Origin of the sequence: Bacillus sp. Leaf49 (assembly GCF_001426125.1) — a bacterium.
GTDB classification, from domain to species: Bacteria; Bacillota; Bacilli; order Bacillales; family Bacillaceae; genus Bacillus; species Bacillus altitudinis.
In genome coordinates this window covers 24212-43028 of the sequence record NZ_LMRK01000025.1, presented here as the reverse complement: position 1 = coordinate 43028, position 18817 = coordinate 24212, and the positions used below count along the sequence as shown (strand labels likewise).

19 protein-coding genes are annotated in these 18817 nt (G+C 42.1%); 11 read left to right on the top strand and 8 right to left on the bottom strand.

Translation table 11 applies throughout. The features are described 5' to 3' along the window. Positions 1-37 precede the first annotated feature (37 nt). On the top strand, positions 38-1468 hold the full coding sequence (locus ASG46_RS18755) for an SLC13 family permease (protein WP_045034452.1): 1431 nt from the start codon (positions 38-40) through the stop codon (positions 1466-1468). Here ASG46_RS18755 and ASG46_RS18750 read toward each other — a convergent pair. Beyond that, complete coding sequence (locus ASG46_RS18750; RefSeq protein ID WP_224559728.1) at positions 1400-1813, bottom strand: hypothetical protein; 414 nt, start codon at positions 1811-1813, stop codon at positions 1400-1402. The genes ASG46_RS18755 and ASG46_RS18750 overlap by 69 nt on opposite strands. Positions 1814-1895: 82 nt before the next feature. Here ASG46_RS18750 and ASG46_RS18745 point away from each other — a divergent pair, with 82 nt between their 5' ends. Continuing rightward, positions 1896-2123 carry a hypothetical protein gene (locus ASG46_RS18745; protein ID WP_056705606.1) on the top strand — a complete coding sequence of 76 codons (228 nt, stop codon included), beginning with the start codon at positions 1896-1898 and terminating at the stop codon, positions 2121-2123. Here ASG46_RS18745 and ASG46_RS18740 read toward each other — a convergent pair. Beyond that, a complete protein-coding gene (locus tag ASG46_RS18740; protein ID WP_008344182.1) occupies positions 2104-2583 on the bottom strand; it encodes an Hsp20/alpha crystallin family protein in 480 nt (159 codons plus the stop codon). The two genes, ASG46_RS18745 and ASG46_RS18740, sit on opposite strands and share 20 nt — an antisense overlap. A gap of 65 nt (positions 2584-2648) precedes the next feature. On the opposite strand from ASG46_RS18740, the gene ASG46_RS18735 reads away from it, so the two are divergent. Together ASG46_RS18735 and ASG46_RS18730 are read left to right on the top strand one after the other, a co-directional pair. Continuing rightward, positions 2649-2906, top strand: coding sequence for a hypothetical protein (locus ASG46_RS18735; protein ID WP_008344180.1), 258 nt, complete (start codon positions 2649-2651; stop codon positions 2904-2906). 6 nt (positions 2907-2912) lie between these two features. Continuing rightward, positions 2913-3146, top strand: coding sequence for a hypothetical protein (locus ASG46_RS18730; RefSeq protein ID WP_008344178.1), 234 nt, complete (start codon positions 2913-2915; stop codon positions 3144-3146). A gap of 35 nt (positions 3147-3181) precedes the next feature. On the opposite strand, the gene ASG46_RS18725 is transcribed toward ASG46_RS18730, so the two are convergent. Together ASG46_RS18725 and ASG46_RS18720 are read right to left on the bottom strand one after the other, a co-directional pair. Next, on the bottom strand, positions 3182-4573 hold the full coding sequence (locus ASG46_RS18725; RefSeq protein ID WP_008344176.1) for an amino acid permease: 1392 nt from the start codon (positions 4571-4573) through the stop codon (positions 3182-3184). 179 nt (positions 4574-4752) lie between these two features. Next, positions 4753-5826, bottom strand: a complete 1074-nt coding sequence (locus ASG46_RS18720; RefSeq protein WP_056705604.1) for a tetratricopeptide repeat-containing glycosyltransferase family 2 protein — start codon at positions 5824-5826, stop codon at positions 4753-4755. Positions 5827-5959: 133 nt separating this feature from the next. Between ASG46_RS18720 and ASG46_RS18715 the strand changes: the two genes are divergently transcribed. Beyond that, positions 5960-7852, top strand: coding sequence for an ABC-F family ATP-binding cassette domain-containing protein (locus ASG46_RS18715; RefSeq protein WP_041506629.1), 1893 nt, complete (start codon positions 5960-5962; stop codon positions 7850-7852). A gap of 227 nt (positions 7853-8079) precedes the next feature. Here ASG46_RS18715 and folE2 read toward each other — a convergent pair whose 3' ends face one another. Continuing rightward, positions 8080-8976, bottom strand: coding sequence for a GTP cyclohydrolase FolE2 (folE2, locus tag ASG46_RS18710; RefSeq protein ID WP_056705599.1), 897 nt, complete (start codon positions 8974-8976; stop codon positions 8080-8082). Positions 8977-9119: 143 nt separating this feature from the next. Here folE2 and ASG46_RS18705 point away from each other — a divergent pair, with 143 nt between their 5' ends. Both ASG46_RS18705 and ASG46_RS18700 read left to right on the top strand, forming a co-directional pair. Further along, the gene (locus tag ASG46_RS18705; RefSeq protein ID WP_017366797.1) at positions 9120-9545 is read left to right on the top strand and encodes a MerR family transcriptional regulator; all 426 of its coding nucleotides are present in this window, start codon (positions 9120-9122) and stop codon (positions 9543-9545) included. A 57-nt stretch (positions 9546-9602) separates the two neighbouring features. Further along, a complete protein-coding gene (locus tag ASG46_RS18700) occupies positions 9603-10793 on the top strand; it encodes an MFS transporter (RefSeq protein WP_056705597.1) in 1191 nt (396 codons plus the stop codon). A 46-nt stretch (positions 10794-10839) separates the two neighbouring features. On the opposite strand, the gene ASG46_RS18695 is transcribed toward ASG46_RS18700, so the two are convergent. Next, on the bottom strand, positions 10840-12393 hold the full coding sequence (locus ASG46_RS18695) for an ABC-F family ATP-binding cassette domain-containing protein (protein WP_008343192.1): 1554 nt from the start codon (positions 12391-12393) through the stop codon (positions 10840-10842). 152 nt (positions 12394-12545) lie between these two features. Between ASG46_RS18695 and ASG46_RS18690 the strand changes: the two genes are divergently transcribed. Further along, entirely contained in the window at positions 12546-13688 is a 1143-nt protein-coding gene (locus ASG46_RS18690; protein ID WP_056705594.1) for a DEAD/DEAH box helicase, read from the top strand. A gap of 37 nt (positions 13689-13725) precedes the next feature. On the opposite strand, the gene ASG46_RS18685 is transcribed toward ASG46_RS18690, so the two are convergent. Further along, positions 13726-14730 (bottom strand): NADP-dependent oxidoreductase, encoded by a 1005-nt coding sequence (locus ASG46_RS18685; protein WP_056705591.1) that lies wholly within the window; start codon positions 14728-14730, stop codon positions 13726-13728. A gap of 121 nt (positions 14731-14851) precedes the next feature. Then, a complete protein-coding gene (locus ASG46_RS18680; RefSeq protein ID WP_017366799.1) occupies positions 14852-15229 on the bottom strand; it encodes a YfmB family protein in 378 nt (125 codons plus the stop codon). Between the two features lie 221 nt (positions 15230-15450). On the opposite strand from ASG46_RS18680, the gene ASG46_RS18675 reads away from it, so the two are divergent. The 3 genes from ASG46_RS18675 to ASG46_RS18665 all read left to right on the top strand — a co-directional run bounded on the left by ASG46_RS18675 (position 15451) and on the right by ASG46_RS18665 (position 18805). Then, positions 15451-15798, top strand: a complete 348-nt coding sequence (locus ASG46_RS18675) for a general stress protein (RefSeq protein WP_007496775.1) — start codon at positions 15451-15453, stop codon at positions 15796-15798. 1107 nt (positions 15799-16905) lie between these two features. Continuing rightward, positions 16906-17562 carry a class I SAM-dependent methyltransferase gene (locus ASG46_RS18670; RefSeq protein ID WP_008343184.1) on the top strand — a complete coding sequence of 219 codons (657 nt, stop codon included), beginning with the start codon at positions 16906-16908 and terminating at the stop codon, positions 17560-17562. 517 nt (positions 17563-18079) lie between these two features. Continuing rightward, positions 18080-18805, top strand: a complete 726-nt coding sequence (locus ASG46_RS18665) for a GTP cyclohydrolase II (protein ID WP_056705588.1) — start codon at positions 18080-18082, stop codon at positions 18803-18805. Positions 18806-18817: the final 12 nt, after the last annotated feature.

The following is an 18817-nucleotide window of genomic DNA, read 5'->3' as shown; positions in this document are numbered from 1 at the left end:
TAGAAAAAATTAAAAGCGTTTTCATGGAGGAGGAATTGTGATCGTTTATAAAAAAGTGAATCTGACTGGACTTGTTCTTGGACCGATCTTCTTTTTGCTTATTTTTTTGCTCATTCCAGAAAGTGAATTGACCTATGCAGCAAGAGTGGTACTGGGCGTTACGGCTTGGACTGCGACATGGTGGGTCACAGAAGCTTTGCCTATACCGGCTACTTCTTTATTGCCCATCATCCTTTTGCCAACACTTGGCGGGCTATCGATGGAGCAAACATCAAGAGCTTATGGAGACCCGATTGTTTTTATGTACATGGGCGGATTTATGATTGCCATCGCCATTGAAAAATGGAATTTACATAGAAGAATGGCCTTACATATTTTAAACATCATTGGCACAAGAAGTGACCGCATTGTATTAGGGGTTATGATGGCAACAGCTTTTTTATCTATGTGGATTTCAAATGCAGCCACAGCACTGATGATGCTGCCGGTGGCACTGGCTGTGATTAAAGAGGTGAAGGCGAACGATATTTTGTCTGGTGCATCTCTTGACCGATTCAGTAAAAGCATCCTATTATCGGTCGCTTATTCAGCCTCTATTGGCGGACTGGCGACACTCGTTGGGTCTGTGCCAAATGCTGTTTTTGCAGCGATGTCAAAAAAGCTGTTAGATCGAGAAATTATGTTTTTTGAATGGTTTTTGTTTGGTTTTCCGGTGGCGGCTGTTCTGCTCATTCTCTTATTTCTGTATTTGACCAAGATACAGTTCAAGGTAGAGCACACAGGGGAAATGGGAGCAGCGTTTATACGGAAGGGTTTAGAGGATTTAGGCAAAATGAAACAAGAAGAAAAATGGGTTTTTGCTATTTTTCTTATGACGGCTTTTTTATGGATTTTTAAAATCTTTTTGTTTGGCGGGCTTCCTGTCTCGGATACGTCGATCGCAATCTTTGGGGCGATGCTGTTATTTCTCATTCCAGCGACAAATGGAGAGAGAATACTAGAATGGCAGGATATGAAGCAGTTGCCATGGGGGCTTTTGCTTTTGTTTGGAGGCGGGCTTTCGCTCGCTACAGGATTTGCGGAAACGAATCTAACAGGATGGATCGGGGAAAATTTACAGCATTTAAATGGGCTGTCTTACCTCATGCTGCTAATTATTTTAACGGCTTCTATTTTATTTATGACCGAAATTATGTCTAATACAGCAGTTGCGAACATGATCATTCCGATTACAGTAGGGCTTGGACTTGCAATTGGCATGGAGCCGTACGGCTTAATGGCTGCGGCTGCGTTAGCTTCCTCATGTGCGTTTATGTTGCCAATTTCCACACCGCCAAATGCGGCTGTCTTTAGTGCGGACGTGCTGAAAATATCTGATATGGTCAAGGCTGGCTTTTGGCTAAATGTGATCAGTATTGTAGCGATTGTGCTTGCGGTTTATTTCTGGCTTCCGGTCGTGCTGAGATGAAGACTTTGATCGAATGGAGACTTTTGGTGTTTTTGTTTCTTTTGGCTTCGGTACTGAAGCTGCCTTTTTGAGGTGCGGGTCCTTTGGCGTGTAATAGGTGGCTCCAATGTTGAGTCTACCTTTAAGCTGATCAATGGAAAGCTCACCAAACTCTAAATGGTAGTCAATTTTGTCCACATGCAGTGATTCAATGTGAATGTGCGTATCCTCCGAGACAGGCGGAGCAGGTGCAGACATTTTCTGCTCAAGAGCGGTGAGTCTTTTTTCCAGCTCGACGACAGATGGGGATGGACTGGCTTCGGTTTTTTTAAAGAGTGATTGAATGAAATGTTTCAAGTGGACCACAACCTTTTCTTTCGCCTTGCTCTAGTCTATGGAAAAGCTGCCCGGTATATACTTATAGAGATACATGAAAGGGGAGAAGTGCATGCTGCCTACACGCATTCAGATTACACATATGAAGACGAATACGATTGGTACAGGGTCCACGATGACATTCGGTTCGACGATCGTACGAAATCACTGCTCGACGATCAAAAGAAACAATGGTTTTGGTGAACAAAATGCCGATGGCGTGATCACGATCTTGCCGATTGAAACGATTGATGATCGTGATCTAATAGACGCAGTCAGTATCAATATTCGTCATCTATGATTATCGCAGTTGCTTTTCCTTCATCCTTTTGCAGGCGAATGTATAGCACGCCGTCTTTAAAGGCCGCATTCATTTGACCAAGAATCATATCTGGGAGCCGAATTTTTCTTTCAAACGGACCATACTTCCCTTGTTTTTGGCGAAAATCCTGTTCGTTAAAAAAGGAAAAACGCTGTCCTTTTACAACTAAATATTCACCATATGACAGCACCTGAACATCTTCCTTCCGGTAGCCAGGCAGATAAATTAAGTACTGAAATTCAGTAGGGGTTTCCACAATGTCGACTGGTGGAAACGATGCATCTGTTCCTCGCTGATCTTGCTGCGAGAATGTAAAGGGAGACGGACCATTTGCCATAAAGGGAGATCTTTGCTCATCATCGAATATCATTTTCCAAAAATCATCTCCATGCATTTGCTGGGCAATGTCCATCCACTGCTTCATTTTTTCGAAGTCCATGTGAAGACCTCCTGTTAACATACTTGATGGGTGCTCGCATATACCTATAAAAAGGAGGTTTATCTGTGGTTCAACCAACTCCGTATATCAATATTAATATTTTCATGTTAAAAATTAATTCCTTTGAAAATGCGTCGGCGGTGAATGTCGGACAAAATTTGTTAGCAGAGTGGCAAAACTCAGATAAAAAAAATCAGGGGTACGGACAGAATTTTGGAGATGCCAGCGGTTTTGTCGGAACAAAGAGCCATGTAGATGATCGAGATCAAGTGGACTCACCTGCCTCTTTTTCGCCAGCAGCTAAACCTATTCCAAGGAAGTGATGTGTGATGTTATTCTCACCCTCAGTCGTCAATGTCGGTGCTTTTAAAATCAATGCAATGGATCGGGGGGCATCACTGACGCTAGGACCTTATCAGCAGATCGATTATTTTCTCTCGATGAAATTGAACCAGGGTTTTGGTGAGGACAATGGAGATTGTTCACCGCTTGTCATTCCGATTTCAAGCGTACTCGATCCAGATATGGTGGATTCGAATTCAGTGAAAAACAGTGTGATTTAAACAAAAAAGAGACCGGGATACCCCGTGTCTCTTTTCTATTGTGTTTGATTCAGATGGCTTTTGCGTCTTGCATAGGTGAAGTACACAACGACACCTATGGCTACCCAGATGAGGAAGGCTCGCCATGTCTCCCATTTCAGTGTGGCAGCCAAGATCATACAAATGACCGCACTAATGATGGGAAGGACAGGAACAAAGGGTACTTTAAACGCTGTTTTCATATTCGGATGTTTTTTCCGGAGTATGATCACAGCGATCGAGATCACCGTAAAGGCCGCAAGTGTACCGATGCTGACTAAATTAGCAAGTGTTGATAAGTTGACGAATCCAACGATACATGCCGCAACAGCGCCTGTCAGCCAAGTGTTGGCAACCGGTGTCTTCGATTTTGGATGAACGTTTGAAAAGATTTTCGGCATGAGTCCATCTCGGCTCATGGCAAAGGTTAAACGAACCTGAGCGTAGACAAGTGCAATTAACACTGTCGTAATCCCGATAATAGCACCTGCCGATATAATACCAGCGACACTGTTCAAGCCAACCACTTGTAAAGCAAAAGCGACAGGGTCACTGACATTCAGCTTCGTGTAGTGAACCATGCCTGTTAAGACAAATGAAACCCCGATGTATAAAATCGTACAAACGCCGAGCGCACCGATGATTCCGATCGGCATCGCTTTTTGTGGGTTTTTAACTTCTTCAGATGCATTAGCGATTGCATCAAATCCAAGGTAAGCAAAAAAGACAGTGGCCGCTCCAGCAATCACGCCATGGAAGCCCATTGGCATAAAAGGTGTCCAATTTTCAGGTTTAACGTAAGCAAAGCCTGAAATGATAAAGAGGAGGACAATGGCAATTTTGATGAGCACAATGATGTTATTCAGCTTTGTGCTCTCTTTTACGCCTCTTGAGACAATAAAGGTAATGAGTAAAATAATGAGTGCGCCTGGCAGGTTAAAGATGGCCCCATCAGCGGCTCCGGGTGCAGCCGATAAAGCCTTCGGTATGTGCAGACCAAATCCACTGAGCAGTGATTGAAAATAGGATGACCATCCGCTTGCCACAGCAGAGAGCGCAACAACATATTCAAGCATTAAATCCCAGCCCATTAAAAAGGCGAGGAATTCTCCAAGTGTTGCGTAAGAATACGTATAGACACTTCCTGACACTGGAATGGACGAGGAAAATTCAGCGTAGCAAAAAGCAGCAAGGGCGCATGCGATCGCAGCCAAAATAAAAGATATAATAATCGCAGGTCCCGCATCTTTCGCAGCCGCAACCCCCGTTATCACAAAAATTCCAGTCCCGACCACACAGCCAATGCCAAGCAAGATTAAATCAAATGTATTCAAAGAACGGCTCAGCCGCTTCGTTTGACTTTCAAGCATGAGCTGGTCGAGAGACTTTTTTCTAAATAAAGAACTCATGTCGACCTCCTAATGGATAAATCTTTTCGTAAGACGAATGTTAGTATATGCGTAAATGACAATTTAGTCAATTGGTTGAAAAACGCTTTAAATCACTAAAGTGTTAAATGTCACAAAAGGCTAATGTGTATCAAAAGACATCCGCCGGCATGTGACAGGCGGATGTGATAACAGGAGATTTACGTTTGTTCTGCAAATATTTTTTCATTGTACAGCACACTCGGATGGGTTGGGTAATGGGCTGAGGATGCAAGATGATGGGTTTTGGCTTGAGCCAAATCACCAAGCTGATAATAACAATAGCAAAGCTGAAGGTGAGGATACCATGTTTTATATTGTGTTAGTGTAAAGGCTGTTTCAATTTCAGGCGCTTTCAGTGCCTGCTCATACCAATAGATGGCCGCTTTGTATTTATTTTGTGCTTTGAAATGATCCCCAATCCGGCAGCAAAATTCTGGACGGGGCTGATCATATAAGAAGGATCGCAATAAGGAGGATAAGGCGGCTTCCTCAAAACCGACTGCATAATAGCAGTCAGCTAAATTTTGGCATGTGCGAATTTCATCTTCAATCCAGCATTGTTTTGTGGCTAAAAATTTGTGATAAAAGCGAATCGCCTTCACATGCTGCTTGTTATCTCGCAATTCATTGGCGAAGTAAAAGAGATCACGAGGCGTCATCTCTTCGCCTTTTGCAAGCATGTTTTCATAAATGCGCAGATTGCGTCCAGGCTCTCCAGCGGTTGTTTTCTTACGCTTTTGATGGGTGACGGCGATATCAGCCGGTAAGATGTTTCCATACACCTGAAGAAACTCATGAACGGCCCCATACCACTGAAAGTTCAAGGCACGCTTGACGAGCCGATTTCTTCTATATTTAAAATTCACCTGACCGTCCTCACTAAATCCAACGTGGTAAAACATCGAGACGGCATCTACTGCGGGATCAAGCGTCTGTTTGAGCTGAAGCAGTTTTTGCTGGTCCTCTTCAAGTAGGACATCGTCGGCATCCAGCCATAGGATATACTCTTTTATCGCATGGGAAAAAGCGAAATTGCGTGCTTTTGCAAAATGCTGGACCCATTCAAAGTCGAGTACCTTTGCTGAAAAGGAGTGAGCAATGTTCTTCGTTTGATCCGTTGATCCTGTATCAACAATGATCATCTCATCTACAATGTCTTGAACAGAAGACAGGCAGTCAGCCAAAACCTCCTCTTCATTTTTCACAATCATACATAAACTAATGGTTATCATCTTTAGATCACCTCTTCATAGTGTATCGAGCATCAAAAGGAAACATTCTTTTCAGCAGCGGGTTTTTTTAAAACTAGTTTTCTGCTACTGGCTGATTTAAAATAAAGGAAGAATCTATGTAAGGGCTGATAAAATGAGTTTATTGAATGTAGAAGGATTATATAAAACCTATGGCGAAAAAACGCTGTTTGACCATATTTCTTTTCATATAGAACCAAAGGAACGCATCGGGTTAATTGGACCGAATGGAACAGGGAAGTCAACGCTTTTAAAAGTCATTGCAGGACTTGAATCATTTGAGGAAGGCGACATCACAAAGGCAGGGACACTTGATATCGAATTTCTCGAGCAAGATCCTGAAATGAGCGGGGATGAAACGATTCTCGACTATATTTTTTCAGGAACAGCACCAATGATTCAAACAATGAAAGCCTATGAAAAGGCGCTGGCTGATTTAGAGCATGATCCACAAAACGAGGCAAAACAAGAAGCGCTTATGCGTATGCAAAATAAAATGGATCAGGACGACGCATGGGATGCGAACCTTTCTGCGAAAACGATTTTGACAAAGCTTGGCGTTAAAGATGTGAGCCGATCTGTTCATGCGTTATCAGGCGGACAGAAAAAGCGTGTGGCGATCGCCAAAAATTTAATTCAGCCTGCGGGTTTGCTGATTTTAGATGAGCCGACAAACCATCTAGACAACGCAACCATTGAATGGCTTGAAGGGTATTTGAGTCAATACAGCGGGGCTGTCATTCTTGTCACCCATGATCGTTATTTCTTAAACCGTGTCGCCAATCGGATTTATGAATTAAATCAGGGGCAGCTTTACACATATAAAGGAAATTATGAAGTCTTTTTAGAAAAAAGAGCGGAACGAGAAGCAGAAGCTCAAGTAAAAGAAACGAAACGTCAAAACCTGCTTAGACGTGAGCTTGCATGGCTCAGAAGAGGGGCAAAGGCTCGAACGACAAAGCAAAAAGCACGTATCGGCAGAGTGGAAGAGCTGAAGGATCAAAAGGGACCTGATGCAAAGGGAGAGCTTGATTTTGCGATCGGTTCTCACCGGCTTGGAAAACAAGTGATTGAGGCAGAAGAGATCAGCATCACATTTGCTGGTCAAACCCTTGTGGACCAGTTCAGCGATTTAGTCGTGCCAGGGGATCGCATCGGATTTATCGGACCGAATGGAGTGGGCAAAACGACTTTACTCAATTGCCTGGCGGGTAAAATCGAACCGACGAATGGACAATTGACCATTGGACAAACAGTTCGCATTGGCTATTACACGCAGGACCATAACGAAATGAATGAAGAGCTGAATATCATTGATTACATCAAAGAAACAGCTGAAATTGTCAAAACGGCAGATGGCGTCATTGTGACAGCAGAGCAGATGTTGGAGAGATTTTTATTCCCTAGATCCATGCAGCGCACGTTTATCCGCAAGCTGTCAGGGGGAGAGCGCCGCAGATTGTATTTATTGAAGGTATTGATGGAAGAGCCGAATGTTCTCTTTTTAGATGAGCCGACGAATGATCTTGATACAGAGACGCTCAGCATTTTAGAGGATTATTTGGAGCAGTTCCCAGGCGTAGTCATCACCGTGTCGCATGATCGTTATTTCTTAGACCGAGTCGTCCATCGTCTGCTTGTGTTTGAAGGAAATGGACGCATTTCACACTTCCAGGGTGCTTACAGCGATTACATGGAGCAAGAAAAAGAACAGAAGCGGACAGAGACAAAACCAGCTGAAAAACAAGTAGAAGCTGCACCGAAAAAGAGGAAAAAACTATCCTATAAGGACCAGCTTGAATGGGATGGGATTGAAGATCGGATACAAGCACTAGAGGACAAACACCAGCAGCTCGAAGCCAGCATTGCTGAGGCTGGCAGTGATTTTGGGAAAATTCAAGAGCTGATGGACAAGCAAAAAGCCGTCGCTGAAGAATTAGAACAAGCGATGGATCGCTGGACAGAACTGTCGATGATGATTGAGGAATTAGAAAGTAATGAAAAATAAAGGTTGGCAAAAAAACTGTAGAGACATTCTACAGTTCAGATTGTTGACAAAGGGCTAAAATGAACTTGATTTTAGCCCTTTGTCTTCTTTTCAGCGTGATAGAAAGCCTTTGCAGTCTAGGAAGGACGAGTACTGGCGCGGAGCGAATTTGGCATTCGTGAGCACCAGCACGCAGGACTGACAAAGAATGCGAGGGTTTGCCTACACGCTGAAACTGTAGAGACATTCTACAGTTTTTTTTGATAAGAACATTTGGCATAAGCATCGTGCTGATGAATGGATTCTTCATTTCGACACTCAATTTGAAACCCTTTGATCCAGTTTTGTTCGTACAACTCTGCCGCAATTAATCTCGCAACATCCTCTACAAAACGTGGATTTTCATAGGCCTCTTCTGTCACTTGTTTTTCATCTGGTCTTTTGAGTACAGGGTAAAGGGGCGCACTCGCATTAGACTCGATGATCTGCAGTAGATCTGCTTTCATGTCATCAGGGAGTTGACCTTGTTCAAACAGCTCTACCTGAATAGATACAGTGCCGCGCTGATTATGTGCACCGTATTCACTGATTTCTTTTGAACAAGGACATAACGTTGTCACTTGAGCAGTGCAGCCAATATGACAAATCCATCCGTTTTCTTCATGAAAGTGGATGTCGTATTGCACGTCTGCATGCATCAAACCGGACTTTCCGCTGTTGGGACTCTTTTTTTCCATGTACCACGGAAAGGAAACTTGAATCGAGGCAGATGGCTGATTCATATGCTTGGCAAGCTGTGCTGTCAATTCTTTTAAGGAATCCACATCAACCGGCTTTCCGCTCTCATAAAATGAGTGAAGCTGCTCGGTGAGACGGCTCATATGAATACCTTTTTGATGAGCTGGCAAATATGTACTCAGCGTAAAATCAGCGGAAGAGGTTTGGTGCTGTGGAGCCGTTTTAGACAAAATATGTACAGGGTACGACACACGGCAAATTCCGACCTGTTCCAGATCAAAATAAAAGTCTTGTTCGGTTTGTTGGATGTCTATCATGTCCTCTTTTTGACAAGATTTTGTTCTAGCGCTTGGCGGGACAGAACCGAATTGTGCGTGTCGTTCTTTTTTGGATGGAAATGAACGCATAGGGTACCTCCTTTAAAACGTAATGATTCCTATTTATTCTGCATCAAACCACAATAGAAATCAAGTGATCAAACATTAACGTTTACGTTAAGGTCACAAAGGTGTATAATAAAACATGAATTGATGAGCAGGAGGCACTGGTGATGGAATGGATGAAAATTGATCAAGTGGCGAAAAGAAGCGGTCTGACGAAACGGACCATTCGTTTCTATGAAGAGATTGGTTTATTATCAGCACCAAAGCGGACAGAGGGCGGTGTCAGACTTTACTCAGAGGATGACATGGAAGAACTGGAGAAAGTGATGCAGGCCAAAGAAGTACTTGGCTTTTCTTTACAAGAGCTTCAATCGTTTATGGAAATCGGAAAACAGCTTGAGCTGAATAAAGAAGGCTACTTGCTGTCACTTGACCCGAAGGAACGATTAGAGAAACTGTTAGATATTGATGCGCAGCTGACTGTGCAGCATCAATTGATTACAAAAAAGCTAGAAACGATTCAATCCTTTAAAAAGGATCTTGAAATGATGAAAGAAAGAGCGGCTCATGCCATTGAGCAATTACAAAAATAAACACCTCAGTGTGTTTATTTTATTTTGTTAAACAACTGTAGGAAAGGTTCTGATGGAATGAAGGAAGAAGAAGTTTTGAAACAGCGTACGAGTCTGCTTAGACAGCCGAAGGCCGTCTGGGCGGTGGCCTTTGCTTGTGTGATTTCATTTATGGGCATAGGGCTTGTAGACCCGATTTTGCCAGCCATTGCATCACAATTACATGCATCTCCAAGTCAGGTGTCTCTTTTATTTACGAGCTATTTGCTTGTCACCGGCTTTGTGATGTTTTTTACCGGTTTTATTTCTAGTCGTATTGGTGCCAAATGGACGTTATTATTAGGACTCATCTTTATTATTGTCTTTTCTGCTTTAGGTGGTACTTCTTCAACCATTAATGAATTAATTGGTTTTAGAGGCGGATGGGGCATTGGGAATGCCTTATTTATTTCAACGGCTCTCTCTGTCATTGTCGGCGTGTCTGTTGGAGGAAGTGCGAAGGCCATTATTTTATACGAGGCTGCACTAGGTCTTGGGATTTCGGTTGGACCGCTGCTTGGCGGAGAGCTTGGGACGATCTCTTGGCGCGGTCCATTCTTTGGCGTTGCGGTGTTAATGCTTGTTGCTCTTTTAGCCATTACGTTTATGCTTCCGCCGATGCAAAAACCCCAGAAAAAGGTGAAATTATTCGAGGCTGTCGGGGCGTTAAAATATAAAGGACTTTTAACGATGGCTTCTGCCGCTTTCTTATACAATTTCGGTTTCTTTGTGCTTTTAGCGTATTCGCCATTTGTGCTTCATCTGGATGAGCATGGTCTTGGTTATGTCTTTTTTGGATGGGGACTATTTTTAGCTGTGACTTCCGTCTTCTCAGCGCCGGTCATTCATCGCAAGCTTGGAACATTGACTTCTCTTGTGGTTCTGTTTGCTTCGTTTGCTGTGATTTTATTCGGTATTGGAATCTGGACTTCACATGTTGTAGTCGTCATCTGCGGAATTGTCATTGCTGGGGGTATTCTTGGTATGATCAATACTGTGCTTACGACCGCAGTGATGGGATCAGCACCGGTTGAGCGTTCCATTGCTTCATCCTCTTACAGTGCCGTGCGGTTTATTGGGGGCGCGATTGCTCCTTGGATTGCCGGCGTACTTGCTGAATCTTTTACTGCAAGCACCCCTTACTATGTTGGGGCGGCTGTCGTTCTGTTAGGCATGATCATCCTGCTAATTGGCCGGAAACATCTCATCAATATTCAAGCAGGTCATTAAATAGAAAAAGCCTTATATCTGCATGAGATATAAGGCTTTTTTGTGATTATAATACTTTGGTCGTCCAGGATTCACAATTCCAAGTTTCAGTGGCCACATCTTGATAAAATTCAGGTTCGTGAGAAATCAATAAGACGCTGCCTTTATATTCTTTTAACGCGCGTTTTAGTTCTTCTTTTGCATCGACATCCAAGTGGTTTGTCGGCTCATCGAGAACAAGCAAATTGGTTTCTTCGTTAATGAGCTTGCAAAGGCGGACCTTCGCTTTTTCACCACCACTTAAAACAGACACACGGCTTTCAATATGTTTTGTCGTTAAACCGCATTTGGCAAGGGCAGCTCTGACTTCATATTGTGTGTATGATGGGAAGGTGCTCCACACCTCTTCGATACAAGTGTTGCTGTTTTGTTCTTTTACTTCTTGTTCAAAGTACCCAATATGCAGGAATTCTCCGCGTTCCACCTCACCAGAAATGGGGGAGATTTCTCCAAGAAGACTTCGGAGCAGTGTCGTTTTTCCGATACCGTTGGCACCGTATAATGCAATTTTCTGCCCGCGTTCCATTTTTAAATTCAATGGACGAGAGAGCGGTTCGTCATACCCAATGACTAAATCCTTCGTTTCAAAAATCAATTTCCCTGATGTGCGTGCAGGTTTAAAGTGGAATTCTGGTTTTGGTTTTTCCGCTGCTAATTCAATCATGTCCATTTTATCGAGTTTCTTTTGACGAGACATCGCCATATTTCGAGTGCTGACACGTGCTTTGTTTCTCGCGACAAAATCCTTTAATTCAGCCACTTCTTGCTGCTGCCTTTTATACGCTGCCTCTAGCTGCTGCTTTTTCACTTCGTACACTTGTTTAAATTGATCATAATCACCAACGTATCGCGTGAGTTCTTGATTTTCGACATGATAAATCAAGTTAATGACACTGTTTAGGAACGGAATATCATGTGAAATGAGGATAAACGCATTTTCATATTCCTGCAAATAGCGCTTCAACCACTCAATATGCTGTTCATCTAAATAGTTGGTCGGCTCGTCAAGAAGAAGAATTTCAGGCTTCTCTAACAGCAATTTCGCAAGTAGTACTTTTGTCCGCTGTCCGCCGCTCAGCTCTGTCACATCACGATCGAGCCCGAGATCTGTTAACCCAAGACCTCTTGCAATTTCCTCTACCTTGGAATCAATGATATAAAAATCATTGTTCGTCAGGGCATCCTGAATGACGCCTACTTCTTCTAAAAGCTTTTCCAGCTCATCAGGATCTGCTTCACCCATTTTTTCGTAAATGTCATTCATTGCGGCTTCCATTGAGAATAAATAATGGAATGCATCTTGAAGGACTTCACGAATGGTTCTTCCTTTTTCAAGCACGGTATGCTGATCGAGGTAGCCGACACGGACATTTTTTGCCCATTCGACCTTTCCTGCATCTGGCTCAAGCTTGCCAGTAATAATATTCATAAACGTTGACTTTCCTTCACCGTTGGCGCCGATCAAGCCGACATGCTCGCCTTTTAATAACCGGAAGGAGACTTCGTGGAAAATGGCTCTGTCGCCAAAGCCATGACTTAAATCTTTAACAGATAATATCATTTTTTACACCTCAAATAGATTCAAAACGGCTAGTGCCTCTCATGATTATATCGAACTGTCCGGCTCGATAAAAGCATCAAAAGAAAAATTGCGTTTCAAAGCTGATTTTGAGATACTTAAGGATAGATTGAATGAGGATAAAGGAGATCAACATGACGGAAAATTGGGCATTTTTTAAAGAAGCAAAGCCATTTATTCAAAAGAACTTTGAAGCGGCTGGCTTTGAGAAGCCAACAGCGATACAAGAACAAACAGCAGAGTGGATTACGGAAAAACGCGATGTGATCGCAGAATCACCGACTGGAACAGGGAAGACACTTGCGTATGTTCTGCCGCTTTTAAATAAAATTGATGTGACTATCAAACACCCGCAAGTCTTAATCTTGGCACCTTCAAGAGAGCTTGTGATGCAAATTTTTGATGTCGTGCAAGAATTCAAACAAGGTTCAGACATCAAAGCTATTTCCTTAATAGGCGGGGCAAACATCAAGAAGCAGCAGGAAAAGCTAAAAAAACACCCGAATATCGTGGTGGCGACACCGGGTCGCGTACAAGAGTTAATCAAAATCAAGAAACTGAAAATGCATGAAGTGAAAACAATCGTGTTAGATGAGGCAGATCAACTTCTTGTCCCAGAGCATATGAAAACGATCCAAGCGATCATTAAATCCACATTAAAAGAAAGACAAATCCTTTGTTTTTCTGCGACGTTGAAAGAGGAAACCGTTCAACTGATCAAAGACATCGCATCTGAGCCAGAAGTATTGAAAATTAGCAGAAGCCAAGAAGAAGCGCAGAAGGTAGGGCATTATTACCTGTTATGTGATCAGCGCGACAAGGTGAAATTACTGCAAAAGCTATCACGGCTTGAGGACATGCAGGCACTTGTCTTTGTGCGAGATATTACGAATTTGAGCATTTATGCAGAAAAATTAGCGTATCACCATGTCGACCTTGGTGTGCTTCACAGTGAAGCGAAAAAAGCAGAGCGTGCTGTCATCTTAAAGGCATTTGAACAGCGTGAATTCCCGCTCCTCCTTGCAACAGATATTGCAGCAAGAGGAATCGATATTGATGATCTGCCATATGTGATTCATGCAGATATGCCAAATGAAGAGGGCTACATCCACCGTTCAGGTAGAACCGGACGCGCAGGAAAAGAAGGCGCAGTCATCAGTCTTGTCACACCTCAAGAGCAATCAATGCTGAAAAAAATGGCGAAAAAGCTGAATCTTTCGCTTGAAGAAATTGTGTATAAGCAAGGCCAGCTGCACCTTGCGCCCAAGCAGGCATAAGAAAAGGACCCTCCATAATTGGCAGGGTCCTTTTTTGTTATGAAATTTTGACAAGCTGTTTTCCGACATTTTCCCCTTTGAATAGTCCAAGGAATGCATCTGGAATATGGTCAAAACCTTCGATAATGGTTTCTTTGTAAGTCAGTTTGTCTTCTTTTACCCATTGTGCGAGATCTTTTGCCGCCTCTTCAAAACGATCAGAGTAGTTGGCAACAATGAAGCCCTGCATTAATGCACTTGTTTTTATGAGTTTTGTTTGCACACGAGGGCCAATGTCTTCGTTTGCACTAATGTTATAAGAAGAAATGGCGCCGCAGACTGGAATACGTGCAAAACGGTTCAAATGATTCATCACAGCATCAGAGATGTCGCCGCCCACATTGTCAAAATACACATCGACACCGTTTGGACAGGCTTTTGCAATGGCGTCATCTAAATCATTTGTTGTTTTATAATTAATGGTTTCATCAAAGCCGAGTTCTTTTAAATAAGCCAGCTTATCATCAGATCCGGCAATTCCAACGACGTGGGCACCTTTGATTTTAGCGATCTGTCCGACAACAGAACCAACGGCACCTGCGGCTCCAGAAATGACAACAGTTTCGCCTTCTTTTGGCTGACCAATCGCAAGAAGTCCAAAATAGGCGGTTTGTCCTGGCATGCCCAAAATCCCTAAGTAATAAGATAACGGCGCAATGGATGGATCAATTTTTGTCAGAGACTCTGCTTTGGCAGTAGAATATTCCTGCCAGCCAAGGAATCCAAGTACAAAATCACCTTTCTCAAATTGAGGAGATTTGGACTCGACGACTTCTCCGACCACACCACCCTGGATCACTTCATTGAGTTTAAACGGAGGTGTATAGGATTTTGTATCTTGCATTCGTCCTCTCATGTAAGGATCTACAGACACATATTTCGTTTGAATCAAGACTTCGCCATCTTGCGGCGTTGGTATATCAACTGTTTCAAAATGAAAAACATCTTTAGTAGGTAACCCTTTTGGACGTTTTGCTAATTGAATTTGTTTTTGTTGACTCATGTCAAATCCTCCCTTTCACTTGCAACCTAGATTTACATTAACATGATGCTTCTTTTCGTTCAAAACATACGGTCTTTTCCAAGCACATACAAAAAAGCAGCCACCATCTAAAAGAAGGGGACTACTTTTTTTGAAGAGAGACAGAAAGGAGCGGCGGGAGACAACCAAACAGTTGATATTCATCCGCATCACGTTCTTTTAACAAATATTCATTTGCATTTTGCATGGAGGCTTTCATCATATCGTGCGTCACAAAAGGAAAAAGGATATTTAAATATGAGGACAACAGGTCTTGTGGATCTTGTTCGATTGACTCGATATCTCCAATGTTAATAATAATAGAAAAGAGATAATCGATGCAGATGTGAAAGTGCTGTTCAGCAAACAAAGTAAGCGGCTTTGCTTTTGATTCTTCAGGATTCCATTTTTGAAAAAGCTGTTTCACCAAATCACTGACAACCCATGCATTAAACTGCTGCTCAGCTGAAAAATAATACATCAGCTCCACCCCATTTCTAGCCTCCAGTATAAGAATTGTACAACAAATGACAAGGAATGAATACGATTTTTCAGAAAATTTAGTCATTTTGCAGTCTTTTTGTCAAAAATAAGTCCATAGACGCATGAAGTTCACAGAGTAAAAATGGATGTGCTGGAGGAAGGTTTAATGACAAAAGTGACGGGTAAAAGATTCGTAAGACGTTAAAGGAGGAATAATAAATGAAACCTGTTGTAAGAGAGTATTCAAATGATGAAACACTTCAAAGAGATGTGGAGCAATTAAAACAACTCGGTGTTGCAAGAGAGGACATTTATGTTCTGTCCCATGACGATGATCGAACTGAGCGTATTGCAAGCAACGCAGATGCCAATACGATAGGTCCAAAAGAAGTTGGACTCAAGCATGCGGTTGGAAACATCTTTAGCAAAAAGGGCGATGAACTCCGCAATAAGATTCACGAAATTGGTTTCTCAAAAGAAGAAGCTGAGACATTTGAAGAACATTTAGACGAAGGAAAAGTTCTTCTCTTTGTGACTGACCATGAAAAAGTGAAAAATTGGGCATAAACGCCATCGTCAGATTGTTGACAAAGGGCTAAAATGAACTTTATTTTAGCCCTTTGTCTTCTTTTCAGCGTGATAGAAAACCTTTGCAGTCTAGGAAGGACGAGCACTGGCGCGGAGCGAATTTGTCATTCGTGAGTACCAGCGCGCAGGACTGACAAAGAATGCGAGGGTTTGTCTACACGCTGAAAGCCTCTTACTTTTGTAAGGGGCTTTTTTTCATGCTGCGATAATTAAAATCTACCATCTGTCTTTTTCACTATATTAAGGAAGGTTAAAAAATTGGGATAAACAGTAAAATGTCTAATTGAAAATATAGAAATATCAAAGGATACCATCAAAAAAATGAAAAAAGTAGTGAAAATATCACAAAAAACCATTCGGGAAATAATTATGATATCTTTATTTTTATCTCAAAATGAAATAAAAATCTTGTGTAATTTAGTAGATAAATTTCTTAGTTCTATTGGTTTAAGTTATATTTTTGTGTAGAAATAAGTGTTTTAAGGTCAAAAAACCACGAAATATACCTGTATTTTCAATTAGAAAATCATTCTAATGTTTAGGAAATAATTTGTTGACAAAATAATCTAAAAACAATATATTTGGCTTAATCAAGTCATTATGGAAGTAGTTGTTAAATTTTTGATAGGTGGATTTCAGGATCTATTCTGTAAATGATGATGCATTAAGACCTAAGGGAGAGCGCTTCTGAGGCAGAGCGATACTGAAGAAATATCTATTAGACAAAAAGAAATGGATGATAGATAGCTTAGAATGGTAGATTCGTTTTTCTACTATGCCTATTTCTCAATGATATGATTCAGGGTATTCAGAGGATCATCATAAAGAAAACGCTTTCTAAACGCTGTTAAGGAGGTGAACCCATATGAAGAAAATGTATAACAAACTAAGGCGCTGTAACAGTTGAATGGCTGGGGTTGTATGTGAAGATGAGTGCTGAAAAAGAAGAGTGACATGTGGGATGCTTCTCTCCTTTTTCAGAAAACAGATTTCCTAAAAAATCCATCTTTCATTTTATCATAAGGCTTTTTGCTTGAAAACCACCTTTGTTAGGAAAGGTGATTGTGAATTGAAGGAGGTCACGTGATGAAAAAGGCTTTGTATCATGAAGACAGCGGGTTGTATTTAGAGAAAATGCGCATGGCTTTTCAAGAACACTATGAGCAAAGAACAGATATGTGGTCCACTGATCCATCATTAACAGACGCTGCAGTGATGTCTCTCAAGGCATGGCGTTCCAGGGAAAAGGATGCACTTGCTTCTGTGCTGGATATCGGATGCGGGAATGGACGGGCTCTTGAACATTTACAAGGACTGTCGGCATATACCGGCATTGACCTTTATGAGCATGAGGAATGGCAAGGATTAAAGAAGAGAAAAGAGGTTCCTGTCCATTTTTATCATCAAGATTTTATGTCCTGGTCAATGAATCAAGGGCGCGAGCTGACGTTTGATCTGATTTTAGATCATGGCTGCTTTCACCATCAGCACCCTGATGACCACGAACGATACTTAAAGCAGATTTCCTCGCTGCTTCATGAAGGTGGTGTGTTTTCCCTTGTTGTATGGGGAGAAGAGTGGAAAACAGGCTTAATCGGAGAAGATGGACGCTTCCATTTTTCATTCTCAGATACTCAGCTTGGAGAAAAGATTTGTACATCAGGACTTGAGCTCGTTTCGATTACACCATTACAAGCGAAGGCTGGGATCAGCCAGCATCATGTCATTGCTGTCAAAATCTAGTGCAAAGGAGGATAAACGCGATGTTTGATGTGATGGTTCTTGGTGCATACCTAGGCGGGTGTCATGTTTCAATCAATGTAGCTGAATTGAAGTAAGGATTATTCATCCAATCAAAGGGCACAACCGGATGACGTGCATTTGAAGAACCAGAGCTTCTAGTAAAGGAGAAAGTAGCTTGAAGCTAGCAGAGATATTCTTTTAGAGAAAGAGCATGTCAGTTTCCATTCAAGAATCATCAAATGGTGTTGCTCTCTTACAGAGAATACAGCGTATGAAGCTCGATTTCTGCTCCTTTGTACTGGACAAGTGACAGTCTAAAAAGAGTCTTTATGAAAGGTACTGATGGATGATTGGCATCGCACATCTATTCAGCCAGTATGACAGGAAATTTCTCCTGAGCCATGATTCTAGCTGGAACCGGTGCTCAGGATGCAAAGGGAGTGCATACACATATTCATCACGCCATCACTGCGCTGAGAGAGTTCAATGGGGTGCAGTGATGAATAGGGGGAGACAAATGAACAAGTTTGTAGCTGAACTACAATCAATGATTCATCATTTTACATTTCAAGAAAAACACTATTTGCTCGTGGGGCCAGTGAACCTGCCGATCTCTATTGAACATGAAGAAGTGCAGTTTACATGGTATGCCTTTGCGTCTGTAGAAGCTGATACAACGCCAACGGTTGAGTCTATTGTACAAATGAGTACCGAGCAGCAAACATTTTCCTCTTGTCTCCTTTTTGGCGACTTTGAAAATGAAGTGCCGCCGCTTGTGCGAATTCATAGTGTCTGCCAAACAGGGGATGTGTTTGGGTCACTGAAATGTGATTGCGGTCCACAGCTTGCATCATCGCTAAAAAAAATCACCGATTACGGAAAAGGCATGCTTGTGTATATGGCCAATCAAGAAGGGCGCTCTATTGGGCTAATGGCCAAAGCCTTCACGTATAAATTACAGGAAATGAAACTGGATACATTTGAGGCGAACAGGTTGATCGGCTGCGGAGATGATGATCGGCATTACGAGGAAGCAGCGGCTGTCTTGCACTATTTAAACAAAGATAAACCATTGCATCTCTTAACCAATAATCCAGATAAAGTCGATTCCATTGCTGCTTACGGTCTTCCGGTTTTACGGTTTGATCATACGGTAGAAGCCTCTCTCTATAATGAGGCGTATTTAAAGGCAAAAGCAGCATCAGGGCATATGGTCGATGAGAAGAAATTAATTAATCAGTAGATGAGTTTATTT

Coding starts and splice junctions, on each gene's coding strand:
- ASG46_RS18730 (WP_008344178.1), top strand. CDS start 2,913: ATGTTATTCTCACCCTCAGTCGTCAATGTCGGTGCTTTTAAAATCAAT.
- ASG46_RS18715 (WP_041506629.1), top strand. CDS start 5,960: ATGAGTTTATTGAATGTAGAAGGATTATATAAAACCTATGGCGAAAAA.
- ASG46_RS18685 (WP_056705591.1), bottom strand. CDS start 14,730: ATGAGTCAACAAAAACAAATTCAATTAGCAAAACGTCCAAAAGGGTTA.
- ASG46_RS18740 (WP_008344182.1), bottom strand. CDS start 2,583: ATGGACTTCGAAAAAATGAAGCAGTGGATGGACATTGCCCAGCAAATG.
- ASG46_RS18670 (WP_008343184.1), top strand. CDS start 16,906: ATGAAAAAGGCTTTGTATCATGAAGACAGCGGGTTGTATTTAGAGAAA.
- folE2 (WP_056705599.1), bottom strand. CDS start 8,976: ATGCGTTCATTTCCATCCAAAAAAGAACGACACGCACAATTCGGTTCT.
- ASG46_RS18700 (WP_056705597.1), top strand. CDS start 9,603: ATGAAGGAAGAAGAAGTTTTGAAACAGCGTACGAGTCTGCTTAGACAG.
- ASG46_RS18680 (WP_017366799.1), bottom strand. CDS start 15,229: ATGTATTATTTTTCAGCTGAGCAGCAGTTTAATGCATGGGTTGTCAGT.
- ASG46_RS18705 (WP_017366797.1), top strand. CDS start 9,120: ATGGAATGGATGAAAATTGATCAAGTGGCGAAAAGAAGCGGTCTGACG.
- ASG46_RS18665 (WP_056705588.1), top strand. CDS start 18,080: ATGAACAAGTTTGTAGCTGAACTACAATCAATGATTCATCATTTTACA.
- ASG46_RS18690 (WP_056705594.1), top strand. CDS start 12,546: ATGACGGAAAATTGGGCATTTTTTAAAGAAGCAAAGCCATTTATTCAA.
- ASG46_RS18745 (WP_056705606.1), top strand. CDS start 1,896: ATGCTGCCTACACGCATTCAGATTACACATATGAAGACGAATACGATT.
- ASG46_RS18725 (WP_008344176.1), bottom strand. CDS start 4,573: ATGAGTTCTTTATTTAGAAAAAAGTCTCTCGACCAGCTCATGCTTGAA.
- ASG46_RS18695 (WP_008343192.1), bottom strand. CDS start 12,393: ATGATATTATCTGTTAAAGATTTAAGTCATGGCTTTGGCGACAGAGCC.
- ASG46_RS18675 (WP_007496775.1), top strand. CDS start 15,451: ATGAAACCTGTTGTAAGAGAGTATTCAAATGATGAAACACTTCAAAGA.
- ASG46_RS18720 (WP_056705604.1), bottom strand. CDS start 5,826: ATGATAACCATTAGTTTATGTATGATTGTGAAAAATGAAGAGGAGGTT.